Genomic DNA, 20,563 nt, shown 5'->3' on the forward strand with positions numbered 1-20,563 from the left:
GACCAGCGATGAGCACCCCGAACAAGAACTTGAACGAGAACGAGCCGCAGAACCTGAATTCCGTGGCCGAGGTGGAAGACGCCAAGCTGGCCCAAATCCACGAAAAGCCGAAGAGCCAGGGACGCATTGTTCTCGAGCGCTTCGTCAGCCACAAGCCGGCGATGATTTCCGCGGTGATCCTGGTCGTCATCACCGTTTTCGCTTTCAGCTCCATTGGCTGGGGACCGATCCCCGGCTGGTGGGGACAGAACTTCTACCACGCTGGTGCCGTTGTGGATGGCGGCAAACCGACCTTGAGCCTGGTCCCCGCCTGGCTCGGCGGCGAAGGCATCCGCATCGGAGAGCACCCCTTCGGGCAGGACTCGGTCGGCAAGGACTACTTCGCCCTGGTCATGAACGGCACGCAGAAGTCCATCATTATCGGCGTTGTGGTTGGCTTGGTCGCCACTGTCCTGGGAACCGTCATCGGTGCTGTTGCCGGCTACTTCCGCGGATGGGTCGACGAAATCCTGATGCGCATCACTGACCTGTTCATCGTGATCCCATTGCTGGTCCTGGCCGCTGTTCTGGGCAAGATGGCTGGTGCATCCACCGGTTCCATCATCATCCTGGCCCTCGTGCTCGGCCTGGTGACCTGGACCGGCTTGGCCCGACTGGTGCGCGGTGAAATCCTTTCGCTGCGCGAACGCGAATACGTTGCTGCCGCCCAGGCCATGGGTTCGAAGACCAGCCGCGTGATCTTCAAGCACCTGATCCCCAACACCATGGGTGTGATCATCGTGAACGCAACCTTCGCGATCGCTGGCGCGATCCTGCTGGAGTCCTCGCTGTCCTACCTGGGCTTCGGCGTGAAGGCTCCAGAATCCTCGCTGGGCCTGCTGATCAGCCAGTACCAGAACGCCTTCACCACCCGCCCGTATTTGTTCTGGTGGCCAGGCATGATCATCGTTACCATCGCCCTGTCGGTGAACTTCTTGGGTGACGGCTTGCGCGATGCGTTCGACCCGCGCCAAATCGGAAAGAAGCGCCGCCGCCGCGCCGGCCTGTTCGCCCTTCCAACCCGCAAGGAGAAGCCATGAGCCACGCAGCACCAATGAACGAACAAGGCTCAGACGGCTACGCGCTGAGCTTCACCGACCTCAACGTCGTCTTTGCCACCGGTGGTGCAGACGTCCACGCAGTCAAGGGCTTGTCCTTGACCGTCCGCCCCGGGCAGGTCGTGGCGCTGGTTGGCGAGTCCGGTTCCGGCAAGTCCGTCACCTCAACTGCGGCGATGGGCCTGCTGCCGGAAAACGCCAATGTCTCAGGTGCCGCCAAGGTCGGCAACGTCAACGTGGTTGGCCTGGACGAAGGCAAGCTGCGCAAGATGCGTGCCACCGACATCGCGATGGTCTTCCAGGAGCCCATGACTGCGCTGAACCCGGTGCTGACCATTGAGCGGCAGTTGACTGAAGCGCTGGAACTGCACGACATCGCCTATGGCAAGGAAGCAACCGACCGGGCCATCGAGCTGCTGGACATGGTGGGCATCCCGGATCCCGCCAAGCGCGTCAAGCAGTACCCGCACCAGTTTTCCGGCGGCCAGCGCCAGCGTATCGTCATTGCCATGGCGATATCCTGCGATCCCAAGGTGATCATCGCCGATGAGCCAACCACCGCACTGGATGTAACGGTGCAGGCAGAAATTCTCGATCTGCTGCGCGAGCTCAAGGATCGACTGAATACCGGCATCTTGCTGATCACCCACAACATGGGTGTTGTCGCGGATATGGCCGATGAAGTGGCCGTGATGTTCCAGGGCAACCTCGTCGAGACCGGCACCGTGGAGCAAGTTCTGCTGCGCCCGGAACATCCATACACCCAGCGTCTGCTGGCCGCGGTACCGCGCCTGTCTGCTCCGGCTGTTACTACTGCGACGCCCCCGCACAGCTCCGAAACTGCGCCTCCAGGACGCGAGCTGGTGCTGGAAGCCAAGGACCTCGTGCTGGAATACGACATGCGGGGAAAGATCTTCCGCGCCGTGGAAGAGGTGAGCTTCGATATTGCCAAGGGCGAAGTCCTAGGCATTGTGGGCGAGTCCGGCTCTGGCAAATCCACCATCGCCAAGGCGGTGCTCGGCTTGTTGCCTGTGGCTAGCGGCAGCTTGTCGGTCCAGGGCCATGATCTGCCGAAACTTTCCCCGAAGGAAGCCCGTGCGGTTCGCAAGAGAATCGGCGTCATCTTCCAGGACCCGGCAGCATCCTTGAACCCGCGTTTCCCTATTGGCGATTGCATCACCGAACCAATGGTGGTTCACAAGGTTGGCAGCAAAGCAGGGCGCATCAAGCGTGCTGAAGAACTGCTCGATGCGGTGAAGCTGCCGCGCAACGTGATCAACCGATACCCCCACGAGCTCTCAGGCGGCCAGCGTCAACGTGTTTGCATTGCTCGCGCGTTGACCTTGAACCCCGAGCTGCTGATTGCCGATGAGCCAACTAGTGCTTTGGATGTTTCGGTTCAGGCAGTCGTATTGGAAATGCTGCAGGACCTGCAACGGGACTTCAACTTCGCGTGCCTCTTTGTCAGCCATGATCTGGCTGTCGTTGACATGCTGGCTGATGCGGTCGTAGTGATGCAGTCAGGCAGGGCGGTTGAGCAGGGCATGGTGGATACCGTGCTGCATGCCCCAACGCACGACTACACCAAACGCCTGTTGGCCGCGGCTCCGGTGCCGGATCCGCATGAGCAGGCAGTACGCCGTGCGGCTTGGCGCTTGCTGAACAGCACGAAGTAGATGCTGAGCTGAACGACGAATAAGGGGGCTCGTTTCCAGATCTTTAACTGGAAGCGGGCCCCTTCCGTCTGCCCGGGAGAGCTGGACATGGCGAAAGCCGATTCCCCGGATCCGGCCTCGGTCCGGGAAAGCGATACAAGTACTTGCGGGCCTACGAGCAGGTGCTGGGCGGCGGAACTTGGACCAGCTGAACGAGAGGGAATGCCTCGGGCTCAACACTCATCGCTGCAGGAATCACAGGATGACCCGCACTGGCGTTCTTGCACGGATCGTGCAGCAGAAAACCAGCTCGGGCGGAACCCGCAGACGCCTGCCTGGGGCTTTGCGCCGGGCGCGGGACGATGCTGATCCAGGAAAGGACCAAGGGAACCTCGGCGGTAGAGGCCCGTTAATAGGCAAAAGCTGGCTCTCTGCCGAGAGCCAGCTTTTGCCTATCTTTTGGAATCTAGTCCAGCTGCATGACGTTTTCGGTAACGACCTCTGCGCGGGCGTTGGAGAAGATCTGCTCGGTGCCAACGGTCTTGAACCCTCGGCGTTCCAGGACCTTGATGGAACCTAGATTGTCCTGGACCACATGCGCGGTCAATGGGCGCTTGGTGTATTCGGCGAGGAAGGTGTCTACCGCGCTGGTGGTCAGTCCCTTGCCCCAGTACTTGGTCGAAGTCCAGAAATTGATCTCTGGTACTTCGCCGTCGAAGACCAGAATGGATCCAACGACTTCGCCCTCATGCTCGATGGTGCGAACCAGAACATTCGGATCGTTCAGAATCGAGTTCCAGTGGTGGTCGAATACCGCGCGGTCGGCTGGGTTACGCGCTTGATAAGCGGCCATGAGGTTCGCCTCGGGTTCTTGCTGATGAGCGAAGAATGCGTCCAAGTCGGAAGGGCGGACTTCTCGTAGCTGCACGATAAAGGCCTTTCAATCGTGTGGGTCAGCGTGCCGGTATTGGCACACCAGTGAACAATGGCTTGAAACCTACACTACCGGGGAAGTGAGTGCGGCGAGTGCCATGTTGGACAATAACGGCTTCAGGCCGGACTTTTTAGTCCTCGGCGAGTGGGCGGAATGAGCAGTCGAGTTCAGCAAGCCGAAGACGGCGTGCGCGCGGAATCTGTGCGACTGCTTGCTTCCGGTGGGATGCAATTTGGCCAGTTCCGTAGTCCAAAGCCCGATATAGGAGTTCTGGAGTTTGCGGACTAATGCCAGTTCGGCCTTCGGGAGCGATTTCAAATCACGGTCCTGGACCTGCAAAATGTCCGGGCGGGACAGCGAGAAGTCAGTGTGGAAATCAACCAGACGCGAAAGCACCTCCAGGGGAGTGCCGCCGGCTTCCGTGGCCGTGCAGCCCCCGGCATAGATATCTTTGGACATATCTACTAGCAGAGCGATAAGCACTGCCTGCTTGCCGGCGAAATGCCGGTACACGGCCGGACCGGATATGCCGCAGGCAGCGCCCAGATCCTCCAGCGAAACACCCGCGTAGCCATTCAAGGCGAACAGTCGAGTGGCTTCGCGCAAGAGTGCTTCTCGTCGTTCAGCTTTGGCGCGCTCACGCTCTGTTGGTTCATTGAGCGACTGGTATTTGCTCGCCAACACAATCAACTCCTTACGTTTGCCAAGCCTCGGTCTGGACAAGTGTGACCGCTGCCACTAATGTCAAAAATGTAGCTGTTTACCCACCCGTAGGCAGCAACCAGTTAATAAATATTAACCATACGCGTCGCGGCGTGTGCTTCCAAGAAACTCACGCACCTGGCGCAGAACATGACCGCCACCGGTTTATGCACATCCCGCAGCCGATGCCGGTTCGTCCCTCAACGAAGAGAGAGCCTGATGATTGATCTCGAACTCGACGACCAGTATCAAGACCTGGTCGACATGGTCCGCGAATTCGCCCAGGAAGTCGTAGCCCCGCAGAGCGCGCAGAACGATGCCAACCATGCGTTCCCCTATGACATCGTCAAGCAAATGGGGCAGATGGGTCTCTTCGGGCTGCCAGTCTCCGAAGAATACGGCGGTTCCGGCGGCGACTACTTCCACCTCGCGCTGGCGCTCGAAGAACTGGGCAAGGTAGACCAGTCGGTAGCCATCACTCTCGAAGCCGGCGTCTCCCTGGGCGCGATGCCGATCTACCGCTTTGGCGGCGAGGGCCAGAAGCAGAAGTGGCTGCCAGCCCTGGCCGCCGGCGAACGCTTGGCCGGTTTTGGCCTGACCGAACCCGGTGCAGGCTCCGACGCCTCAGCTTCCTTGACCAAAGCGAAACTGGAAAATGGCGAATGGGTTATCGATGGCGCCAAAGAATTCATAACCAACTCCGGTACCGACATCACTTCCCTCGTCACGGCCACCGCTGTCACCGGTGTCGACGAAGCAACCGGCAAGAAGGAAATCTCGGCAATCATCGTGCCGACGGGAACCGAAGGATTCACCGCGGAGAAGGCCTACGACAAGGTGGGTTGGCGTGCCAGTGACACCCATCCGCTGAGCTTCAGCAGCGTGCGAGTTCCGGAGGAGAACCTGCTTGGCGAGCGCGGACGCGGATACGCCTACTTCTTGGAAATTCTCGATGAGGGACGTATCGCCATCGCGGCGTTGGCCACCGGAGCCGCCCAGGGTTGCCTCGATGAGGCGGTGAAGTATGCCAAGACACGGACTTCCTTCGGCCAGGCCATCGGCCAGTACCAGGGCATCTCCTTCATGATCGCTCGCATGGCTTCGCGCGCCCACACGGCCCGTCTGGCCTACTACGCGGCGGCGGCGAAGATGCTCGCCGGCAAGGACTTCAAGATCGAAGCCGCGCATGCCAAGCTGATTGCCAGCGAAGCGGCGATGGATAACGCCCGTGATGCTACCCAGATCTTTGGCGGCTACGGATTCATGAATGAGTCATTGGTTGCACGGCACTACCGCGATTCGAAGATCCTGGAAATCGGCGAAGGAACCACGCAGGTCCAGCAGATGCTCATTGCCCGCAGCTTAGGTCTCTGATTCTTGCCAGAGGGGGCGCTGCATCCTGATTTTGGGGTGTGGCGCTCTTTGGGCGCTCACAGTAAAACGAACCATAATGGGTAGGGTGAGCTCCCAGAAAACTTTCATTCCAGCCGGACATCCCCGTCGCGTCAGCCTGATCGGTTCCACCGGTTCCATCGGCACGCAGGGACTGGACGTCATCGAAAACGCATCCGGACAATTCTCCGTGGCAGCGCTGTCCGGTGGGTACAACCTTGAATTACTGGCTCGCCAGGCAATTAAGCACCGCCCTGCGCTCGTTGGCAGCGCGGTGGAATCCAAGGAGGAGCTTGCCGCGGCCATTAAGCGAGCCGCAGAAGATGCATCGGTAACCGGATACACTCCCGAGCTGGTGGCCGGCGCGCATGCGGCAACCGAGGTTGCCGCTTTCGCCGAGGCCGACGTGGTGCTCAATGGCATCACCGGTGCCATTGGCCTAGCCCCGACCATTGCTGCCTTGGAAGCCGGCCACCTGCTGGCACTGGCCAATAAGGAATCCCTGATCATCGGAGGCCAGGTAGTCAAGCGGATCGCGGCACCAGGCCAGATCTCGCCCGTTGATTCCGAGCACTCCGCCCTCGCACAGGCCCTGCGCTCTGGCGCGCCCGAGGAAGTGGCCAAGCTGCTGGTGACTGCCTCTGGCGGTCCATTCTTCGGCTACAGCCATGAGCAGCTGCGTGATGTCACCCCCGCCCAGGCGCTGGCTCATCCAACCTGGGACATGGGGCGCATGGTCACCACCAACTCGGCCACCATGGTCAACAAGGCTTTGGAAGTCATCGAAGCCCACCTGCTGTTCGACGTGCCACTGGAAAAGATCGAGCCTGTGGTGCATCGCCAGTCAATCATTCACTCGATGGTGGAGTTCATCGACGGTTCGGTGATCGCCCAGGCATCGCCGCCGGATATGCGCCTGCCGATCGCTTTGGGCATTAATTGGCCGCATCGGGTTGCCGGTGCCGCGAAGGCTTGCGATTTCTCCACCGCAGCAAGCTGGACCTTCGAACCACTGGATGAGGAGGTCTTCAGCGCTGTAAAGCTTGCCAAGCAGGCCGCAGCGTCGTCGGGAACGCATATGGCTGTCTATAACGCCGCCAACGAAATTGCAGTGGATGCCTTCCATGATGGAAAGATCCGCTTCACCGACATCGTTGAGACCGTGGAACGGGCCTTGGACGAGTACACCCCGATGAGCGCAGCGCTATCGGTCGAAACAGTGCTGGAAACAGACCGCTGGGCCCGCGCCCATGCAACGAAGATCATCGAGGCCAAAGCATGAGTGCATTGCTGTTCATCGGCGGCGTCCTATTCATGGTGGTAGCCGTCGGGCTGTCCATTGCGCTGCATGAAATCGGGCACCTGGTACCCGCGAAACTGTTCAAGCTGCGCGTTCCGCAGTACATGATCGGTTTCGGCAAAACGCTGGTTTCCTTCAAGCGTGGCGAAACGCAATACGGCATCAAGGCCCTGCCCCTGGGCGGCTACATCTCGATGGTGGGCATGTACCCGCCACGCGACCAGGTCGTCTCGGATGCTTCCGGGAAGAAGCCGAATCTCTTCCAGAAGGTCTTCGGACAGATGGTGGATGACGCACGCTCGCAGGCCAACGAGAACGTGCTGCCCAGCGATGAAGGCCGGCTGTTCTACCAGCTGCCGATCTACAAGCGCGTCATCATCATGCTCGGTGGCCCAATCATGAACCTGGTCATCGGGTTCGTGGTGATCGGCATCGTGCTGACCAGCTTCGGCCAGGCTACGCCAACCACCACGGTCTCCGAGGTGTACCAGTGCATTGCCAGCGCACAGAACGCAGAGCAGGCCGAATGCACCGACAAGGATGTCCCAGCGCCGGCTTACGAGGCAGGCCTCCTGCCAGGGGACACGATCACCGCCGTAAACGGCACCGCTGTTGCGGAAGCTGAATGGAATAAGCTCACCGATGTCATCCGCGATCATCCAGGAGAACCCATCACCCTGGACTATGCCCGCGACGGGCAGATTCGCACCACCGAGCTGACTCCGTACCTGACCGAACGCCCGGCGACCGACGAAAATGGCTACGTGCTGCTCGATGAGCAGGGCGAATACATCATGACCAAGGTCGGTTTCGTCGGGATGGGCTCCTTGCAGCGGGACCTGACCCAGCCGCTGAGCGCGGTTCCCGGCGTGATCGGGGATCAGTTGCTGAGAATTGGCGATGTCATCCTGCACCTGCCCCAGCGCATGGTGGATGTCGCCCAAGCTGCTTTTGGCAGCGAGGAACGCGACCCGAATGGGCCGGTGTCCATCGTGGGCGTTGGGCGCATTGCCGGAGAGATCAGCGCGGAGGATTCCATCTCGGTAGCTGACAAATTCGCAACCTTGCTGTCATTGGTGGGCGGTTTGAACTTGGCCCTGTTCGCCTTCAACCTGATCCCGCTGCTGCCGCTGGATGGCGGCCACGTGGTGGGCGCGCTGTATGAGGGGCTGAAGCGCACAGTTGCCAGGATCTTCAGGATCAAGAAGGTACGGCCTGTGGACACGGTCAAGCTTTTGCCGCTGACTTATGTCGTGGTGGTAGCGATGCTGGTCATGGGCGGGCTCTTAATATATGCGGATATCTTCAAGCCGATACAGCTGTTCTAAGCAGGGAGAAATATGCTGTAGGCATGACTGTTTTTGCTGTTGAATACGCGTACGCCGAGAACTCCACCGAGCTGCGCAATGAACACCGTCCAGCACACCGCCAGTACCTTTGCGGCTTCCTCGGCGAAGGTGCGGTACGCCTTCTTGCTTCGGGGCCGACCCCGGTCAACGACGGCGCGCTGTTGATCTTCGCGGCAGAATCGCAAGCTGCGCTGGACGAAGTGCTTTCCAATGATCCTTTCCAGAAGGTTGGCGGAATCGGCGCGGCCACCGTCACCGAATGGAACCCGGTAATTGGCCTGCTGGAGGATTTCGCGTCCTAGGCGATAGGTACCTTGCACCAGCCTCCGCTGTTCTTTTCCGAGAACAGCGGAGGCTGCCTGCATTAAACAGCTCGGATGGCGCAGACTGGTAGGGGAGAGGAAGTGGAAAACATCATGGATGTGCAGATCACGTCAACGCTGGCGATCCCTGCAGCCGAGCTGAACTGGCATTTCTCCCGTTCCTCGGGCCCCGGCGGGCAGCATGTGAATACCTCGGACTCACGGGTGGAACTCACCTGGGTAATTGGCGCTTCGCGGGCCTTGTCCGACTGGCAGCGTCAGCGCTTGCTGGCGAAGCTCGGACCTCGCTTGGTGGCCGGGGCCATCGTCGTGACTGCTTCCGAAGAGCGATCGCAATGGCGCAACCGCCAGCTCGCCCAAGAGAAGTTGGGGCGCATCGTGGAAAAAGCGCTGGCGCCGGATGCACCGGCACGCAAGGCAACGAAACCTACCCGCGGTTCTCACCGGCGCAGGCTGAGTGCCAAAGCTACTCGCTCAGCCACCAAGCAACTTCGCCGCAAACCAGGGATGGACTGATCCCAGCGATCAGCTACTGTGCTTCATGTCACTTTGCTGCACGGAATGGTTGGGGTGGGGAAACGGTTGAAAGTAGGTGAAGCGTCAGCTTTTCTATTATTTTGCCTTTAGGAGAACACCCTATGACCACCAAGGTCCTCACCCTCGTCGGTTCCCTGCGCAACGGTTCGACCAACCAGCAGCTGGCCGAAGCCACTTCGCACAACGCACCTGAAGGCATGGAAGTTTCCGTGTTCAGCGGCTTGGAGAACATTCCTTTCTACAACGAGGACCACGACGTGGAAGGTGGCGTTCCTGCCGCCGCCCAGGCCCTGCGCGACGCAGCCGGTGACGCCGATGCGCTGATGCTGGTCACTCCTGAGTACAACGGCACCATGCCAGCTGTCCTGAAGAACGCCATTGACTGGCTGTCCCGCCCCTTCGGTGCCGGTGCGCTCAAGGACATGCCAACCGTGGTCGTTGGCACCGCTTTCGGACAGTACGGTGGCGTCTGGGCGCAGGACGAAGCGCGCAAGGCACTGAACATCGCCGGCGCCAACGTGCTGGAAAACGTCAAGCTGGCTATCCCTAACTCGGTAGTACGCTTCGCTGAACTGCACCCGAAGGATGACGCTGAAGTTGTCGAGCAGGTCTCTGGCGTGCTGAGCAGCATCAAGGAAATCGCCGAAGCCAACTAGGTTTTCACGATCCCCGGAAGCTCAATAGTGCAAGAAAGGCCACGGTAACCGTGGCCTTTCTCGCATGAGTACCCGCTCACCGCGATACGGTGACATACTTGGACTAGAGAAATACCCACAATCTATTCGGAGGCGTCCATTGACTTCGGTCAGCCTAGGCATGCCGGCAGGCCCACCGCCGGTACTCGCACCACGTCGCAAGACTCGCCAGTTCCAGGTTGGATCCGTAGGTGTCGGCTCCGACTCGCCGATTTCGGTTCAGTCGATGACTACCACCAAGACCCACGACATCAACGCCACCTTGCAGCAGATTGCCGAGCTGACCGCTGCCGGCTGCGACATCGTGCGTGTGGCCTGCCCAACGGATAAGGATGCGGAAGCGCTGAAGATCATTGCGATGAAGTCGCAGATCCCGGTGATCGCCGATATCCACTTCCAGCCAAAGTACGTCTACGCTGCCATCGAAGCAGGCTGTGGCGCGGTGCGCGTGAACCCCGGCAATATCCGCCAGTTCGATGACCAGGTCAAGGAAATCGCGCAGGCCGCCAAGGACCACGGCACCTCCATTCGCATCGGCGTCAATGCTGGCTCGCTGGATCGCCGCTTGCTGCAGAAGTACGGCAAGGCCACCCCTGAAGCGCTGGTTGAATCAGCTGTTTGGGAAGCTTCCCTGTTTGAAGAGCATGGATTCCATGACTTCAAGATCTCGGTAAAGCACAACGACCCTGTGATCATGGTCCGTGCCTACGAGATGCTGGCCGAACGCGGGGACTGGCCACTGCACCTGGGCGTGACCGAAGCCGGTCCAGCATTCCAGGGCACCATCAAGTCCGCCACCGCTTTCGGTGCACTGCTCTCCAAGGGCATTGGCGACACCATTCGCGTATCGCTGTCCGCTCCACCGGTAGAAGAGGTGAAGGTCGGCAACCAGATTCTGGAATCGCTGAACCTGCGCCCCCGCAAGCTGGACATCGTTTCTTGCCCGTCCTGCGGTCGTGCCCAGGTGGATGTTTACACCTTGGCCGAGCAGGTTACCGCTGGGCTCGAAGGCATGAAGGCTCCATTGCGCGTGGCAGTAATGGGCTGCGTTGTCAACGGACCGGGCGAAGCCCGCGACGCTGACCTCGGCGTTGCCTCCGGCAATGGCAAGGGGCAGATCTTCGTTAAGGGCGAAGTCATCAAGACCGTCCCGGAAGATCAAATTGTTGAGACTTTGATTGAAGAAGCCAACCGTTTGGCAGCAGAAATGGGACTGGACAATGACGAGAATCCTTCCTCGGGTTCTCCCATGGTCTCCGTCAGCTAGAACTAGCCGCCGGAGCGTCGAGGGAGAGCCGCGCATCTTGGGCCGTCGTGATACGACAGCCCTCATTGAGCTGCTCGATCGCGACCCCGTCGCCAATATATTCACCCGTTCGCAGGTGAGCATCCACCGGTCAGCAGTCCCAGACGGGTTTGCGCACATCGTTGGCTTGGACGGCAGCGAAGGTCTTGAATCGGCATGCTGGGTGGGCGCTAATATGGCGCCCACCGCCATGCCGGAGTCCGATGCCCAGAAGTACGCCATGCATGCCATCGATTCCCGACAGCGATTCGCCTCGGTATTCGGACCGGCAGAAACAGTTCTGGCCATGCATGACGTCTTGCGGGGTGGTCCGCAAGAAATTTTTGATGTCCGGGAAAATCAGCCATTAATGGCCATCACCCAAATCCCGGAGGGAATTCGCCGCAACCGGATTCGGCCGGCTCAGGTTCAGGAATTCGACCTAGTCCTGCCTGCCAGCGCTGCCATGTTCGAAGAAGAACTTGGATATTCGCCGTTGGAAAACGGGGGAAGCTTCTACCGCAACCGTGTACGCCAGTTAATTCGTGAGGGGCACACGCTCATGGACTGCGACCAGCGCGGCAACGTGATTTTCAAGGCTGATTTAGGCACCGTCACCGACGAAGTAGTGCAAATCCAAGGTGTTTGGGTGAACCCGATGTATCGCGGCCAAGGCTTGGCTGCCGGCTACATGGCCTCCACGGTGGACTACGCGATGCAGTTCGCTCCTGTAGTGAGCCTGTACGTCAACGACTACAACACCGCTGCAATCAAGACTTATCAGCGCATCGGCTTTGAACAGGTCGGCACCTTCGCAACGATCCTGTTCTAGCGTGCCGCTGGTTAAATGTCCCTGAGGCTTCTTAATGCGGGGCAAGCGCATCCGAATCTCATACACTCGTAGGTGTTATAACCACGGACGGGGAGAATAGTGTCAGCAGCAATCACTATCAAGAAGATTCCGGCCGTGCTCGCCTTGCTGGCAATCCCGATGTTAGCATCGTGCTCCGTTGGAGGAGAAAGCTCTCCATCTCCGAACTCGCTGCCGCTGGTGCAAATGGATGCCCAGCAACTTGAGACCAGGCTTACCGAATTCGGAAACGGTTTGCCCAAGGCCAAAGTCTTCGATGACCGGGCGCTCCGCTCCAGCATTCCCGTAGCGCAAGAGTGGATGGAAAATATGGAAGTCAATCCCAGCAAATGCGGCGTGACTTTTGCAGCTCCGATTACAGAGCAATTGAAGAATTCCACGATGGGAGCCATCGAATATCAACATGGCTATTTGACCGTGGCCCTGTTCAACGACGAGGAAACCTTGAAGGAACAGTGGAAAGCCAAATTGGAAGAGAACGCCGGATGCTCCCGGTACACCGTGAAATCCGGCAATGAATCGCGGGCCTACCACCTGGCGAAGCAGCCGATCGATTCTCCAGCCGAGATGAGTGAAAGCTATGTAGTAACCAGTAGCAACGGCTCGTCGACGGAACAGCAACTGATTGTCCGTTCGGCAACATCGAACGTGTTGATTGGCCTGCAAGAACCGACTTCGAAGGACTCGGCGGCCGAGCAGCTGACGGCGGCAACTGAGACCATACACGCGTTGCTGGAACAATTGAACTAGAGCGCCACGCTGATCTTCACACGCATGTGCCGGTCGGCAACGACAGGAAGAAAACTATGATTAAGCGTTCAGCCCTCTGGGCACTGCCTTTGGCCATTGCGATGGCTTTGACCAGCTGCTCATCGGGATCGAGTCCAGAGCCCTCCGCTTCCTTGGAATCGCAAGCACCATCGGCGGATCCCAGCCAGCCAGCGGAGCAGTCCGTCGGGGATGCGCTGTCGGCAGAGGAAGTCGAGAGCATCGCCTCCAAGATTGTAGAAGGCGACAAGGCTGTGCAGGTCATTGGCAACGAGCAAATGCAAAAGCAGTTAGCTGTTGCCAAGGATGCGAACTTGCCAAGCGGCATCAAGCCTGAGAAATGCGCCGACATGAATGCCGAATATACGGTCACGGATCTGACCGGCTCTGTCGCAGCCACTGCAACCAGTTCCTCGGAGGCAGTGGGCAAGGTGGTGCAGGTGTTTTCCCTGACCGATGAGGTGACGCGAAAGAGAGTAGCGCAGGCCTTGACGCTGGATGATCTCGAAGACTGCAAGACGGTCGCCATCGATCAAGGGGGACAGGAAATCCAAGCCGAACGCCAGATCCTAGCACTGGATGTGCAAGCAGAGCAGTCGTTGACAATGTCCACTCAAATGGATGCCGGTGGCGGCCAGATTTTGACCTCGGTTGCCGTGCAGGCCTTGGACGGAAACGACTTCGTCCTGGTCACCTTGCAAACCGGCTCGCAACAGCCTGCAGAATTGGCTGGAGAGGCAGTAAACCTGGCGGATCGGGCATTCGCTGAGATCAAATCGGTGCAATAGGACTGCGCTGAAGGCACCCGCGTGATCCCATCCGCAGCAGCGTTGGTGCATCTTTTGCGTCGACTCGAGCCATGGTTTAAGAACCTGGTTCCAACGTGAGCGCAACATGCCCAGCGCAGACGCGGACTTTCCTGGCCATGGCTACGCCATTGCCTTGCCGTGCGACATGGCAATGATTCTGCCCACCTGCCCGGGCGGAGCGGTTCGCAGATTTCCGAATCACCAATGCTGAGCAGAACCTGTAGCTTGTCCCTGGTCCATGCCCAATACTTTCGCGATACGTTCGTTTGCAGCCGCCGGGCGCTGACTGCCGCCCGCAGAGGGTGAGAGGCTTTGACGACGTGCCGTTCCGATCGTGCTACCGAGCTTTGCCAGTGCCGGCAACTGGGGTGAATACGTGCTCAAATCGAATCGCGGCATTACTCCCCGAAAGTACTTTTATTTCCAACGTATTGTGAAATACTGAAGATGATCAATTGTCGTCGACGTGAGGAAGTCACCATGAAGAAGCGCTCAATTTGGGTGTTGCCCGTAGCAATTGCCCTGGCTTTGACCGGATGCGCCAGTTCAGACACCGAAACCGGCGGCACTGCAGATTCCGCTGGAAGCAGTGAATCCGAGGGGGCGTCCGGTAAGGTTCTCGATGCCACGCAGGTCAAATCCGTCATCGACAAGGTAATGGAGGGCCAAGACAGCGCGCAGGTGTTCGACAACGACACGTTGCAGCAGCAGCAAGAAGGCTTGGACCTTAGCGCCTTGGCTGAAGGCGTCTCTCCCAAGGAATGCGCCGATCTGCAGAAGGAGAACAGCTTCACGGATCTCAGCAAGGCCTATGCGGCAGCAGGCGTCGTGGCTGAATCTGCAGGCAGTACCACGGTGCAGTTGCTGTCCTTGAAGGACGATGCAACAAGTCAAACCATTGCTAGTCTGCTGGAGTTCGACGACTTCGGCAAATGCTCCACGATGCAAGTGGAGTCCGGAGGCCAGAAGCTCGATATTGAGTCCAAGGTGCTGGATGCCGATACGCAGGCTCCACATGAATTGGCCATTTCCACGACCACTTTAATGAGCGGAAAAGCAGTCCAGGACAGCGTGAATGTCCAGGCTTTGGACGGTTCGACCTATGTCCTGGTCAATGTCATTGGGCAACCAGGCTCCGAAGGACTGCAAGAGCAGGCAACGCAATTGGCCGAGAAGACTCTGGCTGAAGCCAAGAACGCCCAATAATCAGTTTCGGCGCTGAGGCGTCGCTGATGAGGCCATGGGCCCCGGGAAGTTGATCCTGAATCAGCATCTCGGGGCCTTCACCATGTCGTGATTTGAAAGAGAAGTGGCTGAATTCCTTTTCATCGCCTCGTCGACATGGCATTCTCAATGGATGACCCTGGAACACGGTGCGCCACGCAAATCCATCGAGGCTGCCTTGACTGCGGGCGAGGATCCGACGCGCAAAGCCCGAAGCTTGAAGTCCCTGCATCAGCTCTGGGCCGAAGGTGCGTGCATCCCTGAAGTGGTTCGGCCAGTGGTGGCGCGTTCATGGTCCAGGGCCGGCAAGCTTGAAACAGATATTGTTCCTTTGGATACGTCTGAAATACGCGAGCGCAGGCAGGCTAACGAAGAACTCAACGGACTGGTCGAGCTCTTCAAGGAGCGTTTGCTCTCCTTGGCCACCCAGGCGGGAAACCAGCTGGTCATCTCCGACGAGCAAGGATTCGTGCTCTGGGTGCTCGGGCCCTCTGCAGTACGCCGCCGAAGTGACGGCATCGGATTTGTCGCCGGTGCACGCTGGCGCGAAAGCGACGTGGGCACTAATGGGATCGGCGCGGCAATGGCCGAGCGTACCCCGGTGCAGATTTTCGGCCCGGAGCATGCCCGGGAAGAACAGCACAACTGGGTCTGCACATCGGCGCCGGTCATGAATCCTGCCGCCTCGGCGCTGATTGGCACGATCACGCTGGCAGGCTCGTTCCGCACGGCGCATCCGCACTCCTTGGCTCTGGTCTCATCCGTGGCCCGAGAAGCAGAATTATTCCTGCAAACCGAGCATGCCTTGAAAATGCAGACGCTCCAGCTTTCCACCCAACTGCCCGAAGGCGAGTACGTCCTAGTTGACGTGCAAGGCTCCATAGCCGCCGCCCAAGGCTACAGTGTTGGATCCAAGCTCAATTTGCCGATGTCCATGGAAGAAGGGCGGAACTGGATTTCCGGGCTGGGATCAATTGATGCGCGGCGGACACCGGGAGGCTGGCTGCTGCAAAGGGCAGAAGGCCAGGTGAGCCTCCAGCTGTACGCAGGAGCTTCACTGCAGGCTATTGTCCATTCGCCCGGTGGGGCGACGCGCATCAACTTGAGCGCGAAGCATTGGCAGATCCTTGAGCTGCTGGCTGCGAACCCTCACGGAGTGAGCTCAGGGCAGTTGGCGAGCCTGTGGCCTGCGGATACGCCGAACGTCACCATCCGCGCCGAAATATCCCGCTTGCGTTCCAAGCTGCGTGGCCTGATCGCCTCACGTCCCTACCGGATCGTGGTCCCGGTGAGCAGCCACTAGCAATCCCGGAGCAGCTGCAACCTATTGCAACGCTTTTCTTTTGTGACGCAGATCATATTCTTTCATTAGTCGCGGAGGGCCCGAATGGCCATCCATTGAATCCCGATGAAGAGATGAGACGCAAATGACTGACAATGATTGCTTGTTGCAAGCCCGGAGCTGGTTCCATTCCTTGCAGATAGCGTTGGAAGCGGGTGACGCGCCAGCAGCTGTGCAGCTATTTTCGGAGGAGTGCTACTGGCGGGATCTGGCCTCGATGACATGGAACCTTCACACCAGCGAGGGCCGTGACGGGATCGAGAAGATGCTGCTTGGCGTTGAACGAGGCGCGTGGCCGCGGAACATCGAAGTCACCAGCGCACAAGAGGCTGACGGCGTCATTGAAGCCTGGTACACGTTCGAGAACGACGCATTCAACGGGCTTGGATTACTCCGCTTGCGCGATGGGAAGGCCTGGACCCTGCTGAGCACCGCGCAGGGCCTGCGCAAATTCCCCGAACCTGCTGGTCCGCGCCGCGAACTGGGCGCCGAGCACGGCGTAGCGATGAGCAAGGAAAACTGGCTTGATCGACGTACCGCGCAGCAGCAGTCCCTGGGGATCACCGACCAGCCCTACACGCTGATTGTCGGCGGCGGCCAAGGCGGCATAGGCTTGGCCGCTCGGCTCAAGCGCATGGGTGTTCCTGCCCTGGTCATCGATAGGCATCCGCGTCCCGGTGACCAATGGCGTTCGCGCTACCATTCCTTGGCGCTGCACGATCCGGTCTGGTATGACCATATGCCCTACATTGATTTCCCCGACCACTGGCCGGTGTTCACGCCCAAGGACAAGATGGGGGATTGGCTGGAAAGCTACACCAAGCTCATGGAGCTGGACTATTGGTCACTGACTGAAGCGACCAGCGCCCGGCAGGATCCGGAAGGAGAGAGGTGGATCGTCGAGGTAGAACGCGACGGAGTACCGTTGACCCTGCGTCCCATCCAGCTGGTGCTGGCCACCGGCATGTCCGGTATTCCGAACATTCCCCAGTACCCGGGAGCCGAGATCTTCAAAGGCGAGCAGAACCATTCCTCCAAGCATCCAGGCGGCGAACGGTACGCGGGCAAGAACGTCGTGGTTATCGGCGCCAACAACTCCGCACACGATATCTGCGCGGATCTGGTGCAAAACGGGGCCAAGCCGACTATGGTCCAACGTTCCAGCACGCATATCGTGCGCTCCGAATCGCTGATGAAGCATGTGCTGGGCGGACTGTACTCGGAAGAAGCCCTCGCTGCCGGCATAGACCACAACAAGGCAGACCTGATCTTCGCCTCCATCCCGTACAAAGTCCTCCCGGAATTCCATAAGCCGGTCTTCGAGAAAATCCAGCAGGAAGACGCGCACTTCTACAAGTCGCTGGCGGATGCGGGATTCGAGCTGGACTTCGGCGACGACGGTTCAGGGCTGTTCCTCAAGTACCTGCGCCGCGGCTCGGGGTACTACATCAACATCGGTGCCAGCGAGCTGGTGGCCGACGGATCGATTGCTTTGGCCCATGGCGAGGTATCGCACTTGACCGAAGAATCGGTGGTGCTGGCCGATGGCACTCGGCTGCCGGCGGACGCGGTGGTCTACGCCACCGGTTACGGCTCGATGAACGGATGGGCGGCGAAGCTCATCTCCCAGGAAGTCGCGGATGAAGTCGGAAAATGCTGGGGCCTGGGGTCGGGGACCGCTAAGGATCCGGGTCCATGGCAGGGGGAACTGCGCAATATGTGGAAGCCCACCAAGGTCAAGAACCTCTGGTTCCACGGAGGCAACCTGCACCAGTCCAGGCATTATTCGAAGTATCTGGGCTTGCAGCTCAAGGCACGGTACGAGGGCATCGGAACTCCGGTGTATGCGCTCGCCGAAACCTATCATCAATCCTGATAACACCGTTTCCCTGCCCGTGAATCGGTTTCCCGGACCCGGAGCAAGCGCTGTATGGCGCTTCCTCCGGGTCACCCGCGCGTCTGCCACGTGGCGGTTTTCGGGCCTTATCCGGACGTTTCGTTGAACTGCAACGGACTGGAAATCGCACAACGAATTGAACGGAAAGCCGGATGAACCATGACTCCCACGCTCCTGGCACCTGCGCAGTTTATGAATCGGCGCAGACCGCGGATGCCGCAACAACGCCGGTGCACCGGCCTGCGCGCCGCAGCCGACCCAGCTGCACCATGCTTCCGCGTAAGCCTCGCCATGGGTGCTGGCAAGTACAAATCGGCGGGGAACTGGCACCCGACTGGGATGTCCTTTGCTGGCAGCGACTCAACGAAACAGAACCCTGCAGCGCCCACCATCTATCCAGAGGCCCGCATCCGGCCCCGGGCACGCAACACGATTCCGCGCAAGCCCTTGAATTTATTGGGAAGTGGCCGAAAGCTGTAGCATTGATTAAGGCCAATTTTGCGGCCAAAACCCATTTGATTTTGCATAGCTAGTCGGCATCCGAAAATATTTCTGAAGTCGACGGACGGAAAAGGACACCCCGAGTGGTTTTGAAGCTTTCCACTACCTTCTTGCGCACCTTGCGTGAAGATCCGGTTGACGCCGAAGTCGCCAGCCACAAGTTGTTGGTACGCGCCGGTTACATCCGTCGTGCGGCCCCGGGCATCTACACCTGGTTGCCGTTGGGTTTGAAGGTCCTTGCGCGCGTTGAAGCTATTGTTCGCGAGGAAATGAACGCTATCGGCGGCCAGGAAGTCCACTTCCCAGCGCTGCTGCCACGTGACCCTTACGAACAGACCGGCCGTTGGACCGAATACGGCGAAGGCCTGTTCCGTCTCAAGGACCGCAAAGATGCAGACTACCTCTTGGCACCGACCCATGAGGAAATGTTCACGCTGCTGGTGAAGGATCTGTACAACTCGTACAAGGATCTTCCGGTCTACCTGTACCAGATCCAGAACAAGTACCGCGACGAAGCACGTCCACGCGCGGGCCTGCTGCGTGGCCGCGAATTCATCATGAAGGATTCGTACTCCTTCAACATCGATGATGAAGGCCTGGACGAAGCCTACATGGCTCACCGCGGCGCCTACCTGAAGATCTTCGAGCGCCTGGGTCTGGAAGTTATTCCGGTCTTCGCGCAGGCTGGTGCCATGGGCGGCTCCAAGTCCGAGGAATTCCTGCATCCAACAGCTATTGGCGAGGATACCTTCGTCCGTTCGGCCGGCGGTTACGCAGCCAACGTGGAAGCTGTCACCACCGTAGTGCCAGCGTCCATCGATTACGCCAACGCACCTGCGTTCGAAGTTGTCGATACCCCGGATACCCCGACCATCGAGACGCTGGTTGCCGCGGCCAACGAGCTGCGCCCACGCGAGTCCGGTGCTTGGGAAGCCAAGGACACCCTGAAAAACGTTGTCCTGGCGGTCACCGATCCAGAAGGCAACCGCCAGTTGGTAGTCATCGGTGTTCCAGGCGACCGCCAGGTGGACCTGAAGCGTGTCGAAGCTACCGTGGGTGCCCCGCTGGGCATCATCGGCGAGGTCCAGGTTGAAGCCGCTAGCGGTGAAGACTTGGCCAAGCACCCGGAATTGATTGCCGGCTACATCGGCCCAGGCAACGGCCTGGATCAGGCTGTTCTGGGTACCGAAGGCACCAGCGGCATCACCTACCTGGTTGATCCTCGCGTAGTATCCGGTACCTCGTGGATCACCGGCGCCAACGAAAAGGGCAAGCACGTTTTCGGCTTGGTGGCCGAGCGCGACTTCGGCTTTGACGGCACCATCGAGTCGGTCAACGTGCTAGAGGGCGACCCGGCACCGGACGGCTCGGGCCCATTGCGCACCGAACGCGGTATCGAAATGGGTCATATCTTCCAGCTTGGCCGCAAGTACGCTGAGGCTCTGGATCTGCGGGTCCTGGACCAGAACGGCAAGCTGAAGGTTGTCACCATGGGCTCCTACGGCATTGGCGTCACCCGTGCGGTAGCAGCACTGGCCGAGGCTTACCATGACGAAAACGGTCTGGCATGGCCAAAGCAGGTTGCTCCAGCCGACGTCCACATGGTCGTTACCGGCAAGGGCCCAGAACTGCTTGAGGCTGCTGAGAAGTTGGCCTCAGAACTAGAATCGGCCGGTTTGGAAGTTATCTTGGATGACCGTCCAAAGGTGTCCGCGGGCGTGAAGTTCTCGGATGCAGAACTGATCGGCATTCCAACCATCGTTGTTGTGGGCCGTGGACTTGCTGAGGGCGTAGTTGAGGTCAAGGATCGTGCCACCGGCGAACGCCGCGATGTCAAGGTCGAGGACGTTGTCGCTGAGCTGAGCGCCTAAAAGGCTGTAGC

18 protein-coding genes are annotated in these 20,563 nt (G+C 59.3%); 16 read left to right on the forward strand and 2 right to left on the reverse strand.

Annotated features, from left to right (window positions below):
• The first annotated feature begins 8 nt into the window (after positions 1-8).
• The gene (locus CQ012_RS07910) at positions 9-1,079 is read left to right on the forward strand and encodes an ABC transporter permease (RefSeq protein ID WP_105657258.1); all 1,071 of its coding nucleotides are present in this window, start codon (positions 9-11) and stop codon (positions 1,077-1,079) included.
• On the forward strand, positions 1,076-2,773 hold the full coding sequence (locus CQ012_RS07915; protein ID WP_105661819.1) for an ABC transporter ATP-binding protein: 1,698 nt from the start codon (positions 1,076-1,078) through the stop codon (positions 2,771-2,773). The genes CQ012_RS07910 and CQ012_RS07915 overlap by 4 nt, the downstream gene beginning before the upstream one ends.
• 445 nt (positions 2,774-3,218) lie before the next feature.
• Here CQ012_RS07915 and CQ012_RS07920 read toward each other — a convergent pair whose 3' ends face one another.
• Together CQ012_RS07920 and CQ012_RS07925 are read right to left on the reverse strand one after the other, a co-directional pair.
• Entirely contained in the window at positions 3,219-3,680 is a 462-nt protein-coding gene (locus CQ012_RS07920; RefSeq protein WP_105657260.1) for a GNAT family N-acetyltransferase, read from the reverse strand.
• 69 nt (positions 3,681-3,749) lie between these two features.
• Positions 3,750-4,370, reverse strand: a complete 621-nt coding sequence (locus CQ012_RS07925; protein WP_105657261.1) for a TetR/AcrR family transcriptional regulator — start codon at positions 4,368-4,370, stop codon at positions 3,750-3,752.
• A gap of 237 nt (positions 4,371-4,607) precedes the next feature.
• On the opposite strand from CQ012_RS07925, the gene CQ012_RS07930 reads away from it, so the two are divergent.
• From CQ012_RS07930 to CQ012_RS07995, 14 genes are all read left to right on the forward strand, one after another.
• Positions 4,608-5,762, forward strand: a complete 1,155-nt coding sequence (locus tag CQ012_RS07930) for an acyl-CoA dehydrogenase family protein (protein WP_105661820.1) — start codon at positions 4,608-4,610, stop codon at positions 5,760-5,762.
• 76 nt (positions 5,763-5,838) lie between these two features.
• The gene (gene dxr / locus CQ012_RS07935; protein ID WP_105661821.1) at positions 5,839-7,062 is read left to right on the forward strand and encodes a 1-deoxy-D-xylulose-5-phosphate reductoisomerase; all 1,224 of its coding nucleotides are present in this window, start codon (positions 5,839-5,841) and stop codon (positions 7,060-7,062) included.
• Entirely contained in the window at positions 7,059-8,408 is a 1,350-nt protein-coding gene (locus tag CQ012_RS07940) for a M50 family metallopeptidase (RefSeq protein WP_105661822.1), read from the forward strand. Before dxr ends, CQ012_RS07940 begins: the two co-directional genes overlap by 4 nt.
• A gap of 23 nt (positions 8,409-8,431) precedes the next feature.
• The gene (locus CQ012_RS07945) at positions 8,432-8,731 is read left to right on the forward strand and encodes a YciI family protein (protein ID WP_105657265.1); all 300 of its coding nucleotides are present in this window, start codon (positions 8,432-8,434) and stop codon (positions 8,729-8,731) included.
• 114 nt (positions 8,732-8,845) lie between these two features.
• Positions 8,846-9,268, forward strand: coding sequence for an alternative ribosome rescue aminoacyl-tRNA hydrolase ArfB (gene arfB, locus CQ012_RS07950; RefSeq protein WP_105661823.1), 423 nt, complete (start codon positions 8,846-8,848; stop codon positions 9,266-9,268).
• Between the two features lie 122 nt (positions 9,269-9,390).
• The gene (locus tag CQ012_RS07955) at positions 9,391-9,945 is read left to right on the forward strand and encodes an NAD(P)H-dependent oxidoreductase (protein WP_105657266.1); all 555 of its coding nucleotides are present in this window, start codon (positions 9,391-9,393) and stop codon (positions 9,943-9,945) included.
• 139 nt (positions 9,946-10,084) lie between these two features.
• Positions 10,085-11,251, forward strand: a complete 1,167-nt coding sequence (ispG, locus tag CQ012_RS07960) for a flavodoxin-dependent (E)-4-hydroxy-3-methylbut-2-enyl-diphosphate synthase (RefSeq protein WP_105657267.1) — start codon at positions 10,085-10,087, stop codon at positions 11,249-11,251.
• Positions 11,205-12,101, forward strand: a complete 897-nt coding sequence (locus CQ012_RS07965) for a GNAT family N-acetyltransferase (RefSeq protein ID WP_286134155.1) — start codon at positions 11,205-11,207, stop codon at positions 12,099-12,101. The genes ispG and CQ012_RS07965 overlap by 47 nt, the downstream gene beginning before the upstream one ends.
• 135 nt (positions 12,102-12,236) lie before the next feature.
• Positions 12,237-12,890, forward strand: coding sequence for a hypothetical protein (locus CQ012_RS07970; RefSeq protein WP_133832999.1), 654 nt, complete (start codon positions 12,237-12,239; stop codon positions 12,888-12,890).
• A 56-nt stretch (positions 12,891-12,946) separates the two neighbouring features.
• A complete protein-coding gene (locus tag CQ012_RS07975; protein ID WP_105661825.1) occupies positions 12,947-13,696 on the forward strand; it encodes a hypothetical protein in 750 nt (249 codons plus the stop codon).
• A gap of 501 nt (positions 13,697-14,197) precedes the next feature.
• The gene (locus tag CQ012_RS07980) at positions 14,198-14,923 is read left to right on the forward strand and encodes a substrate-binding domain-containing protein (protein WP_105661826.1); all 726 of its coding nucleotides are present in this window, start codon (positions 14,198-14,200) and stop codon (positions 14,921-14,923) included.
• Positions 14,924-15,026: 103 nt separating this feature from the next.
• Positions 15,027-16,244, forward strand: a complete 1,218-nt coding sequence (locus CQ012_RS07985) for a helix-turn-helix domain-containing protein (protein ID WP_286134597.1) — start codon at positions 15,027-15,029, stop codon at positions 16,242-16,244.
• A gap of 124 nt (positions 16,245-16,368) precedes the next feature.
• A complete protein-coding gene (locus CQ012_RS07990) occupies positions 16,369-18,159 on the forward strand; it encodes an NAD(P)/FAD-dependent oxidoreductase (RefSeq protein WP_105661827.1) in 1,791 nt (596 codons plus the stop codon).
• Positions 18,160-18,764: 605 nt separating this feature from the next.
• Entirely contained in the window at positions 18,765-20,552 is a 1,788-nt protein-coding gene (locus tag CQ012_RS07995; protein ID WP_105661828.1) for a proline--tRNA ligase, read from the forward strand.
• Positions 20,553-20,563 lie beyond the last annotated feature (11 nt).

This window comes from Arthrobacter sp. MYb214 (assembly GCF_002979865.1).
In the GTDB taxonomy this organism is placed as follows: Bacteria; Actinomycetota; Actinomycetes; order Actinomycetales; family Micrococcaceae; genus Glutamicibacter.

Excerpts from the sequence above, each read along its gene's own strand:
- CQ012_RS07910 (WP_105657258.1), top strand. The coding sequence starts at position 9 with ATGAGCACCCCGAACAAGAACTTGAACGAGAACGAGCCGCAGAACCTG.
- CQ012_RS07915 (WP_105661819.1), top strand. The coding sequence starts at position 1,076 with ATGAGCCACGCAGCACCAATGAACGAACAAGGCTCAGACGGCTACGCG.
- CQ012_RS07930 (WP_105661820.1), top strand. The coding sequence starts at position 4,608 with ATGATTGATCTCGAACTCGACGACCAGTATCAAGACCTGGTCGACATG.
- dxr (WP_105661821.1), top strand. The coding sequence starts at position 5,839 with ATGGGTAGGGTGAGCTCCCAGAAAACTTTCATTCCAGCCGGACATCCC.
- CQ012_RS07940 (WP_105661822.1), top strand. The coding sequence starts at position 7,059 with ATGAGTGCATTGCTGTTCATCGGCGGCGTCCTATTCATGGTGGTAGCC.
- CQ012_RS07945 (WP_105657265.1), top strand. The coding sequence starts at position 8,432 with ATGACTGTTTTTGCTGTTGAATACGCGTACGCCGAGAACTCCACCGAG.
- arfB (WP_105661823.1), top strand. The coding sequence starts at position 8,846 with ATGGATGTGCAGATCACGTCAACGCTGGCGATCCCTGCAGCCGAGCTG.
- CQ012_RS07955 (WP_105657266.1), top strand. The coding sequence starts at position 9,391 with ATGACCACCAAGGTCCTCACCCTCGTCGGTTCCCTGCGCAACGGTTCG.
- CQ012_RS07965 (WP_286134155.1), top strand. The coding sequence starts at position 11,205 with ATGACGAGAATCCTTCCTCGGGTTCTCCCATGGTCTCCGTCAGCTAGA.
- CQ012_RS07975 (WP_105661825.1), top strand. The coding sequence starts at position 12,947 with ATGATTAAGCGTTCAGCCCTCTGGGCACTGCCTTTGGCCATTGCGATG.
- CQ012_RS07980 (WP_105661826.1), top strand. The coding sequence starts at position 14,198 with ATGAAGAAGCGCTCAATTTGGGTGTTGCCCGTAGCAATTGCCCTGGCT.
- CQ012_RS07990 (WP_105661827.1), top strand. The coding sequence starts at position 16,369 with ATGACTGACAATGATTGCTTGTTGCAAGCCCGGAGCTGGTTCCATTCC.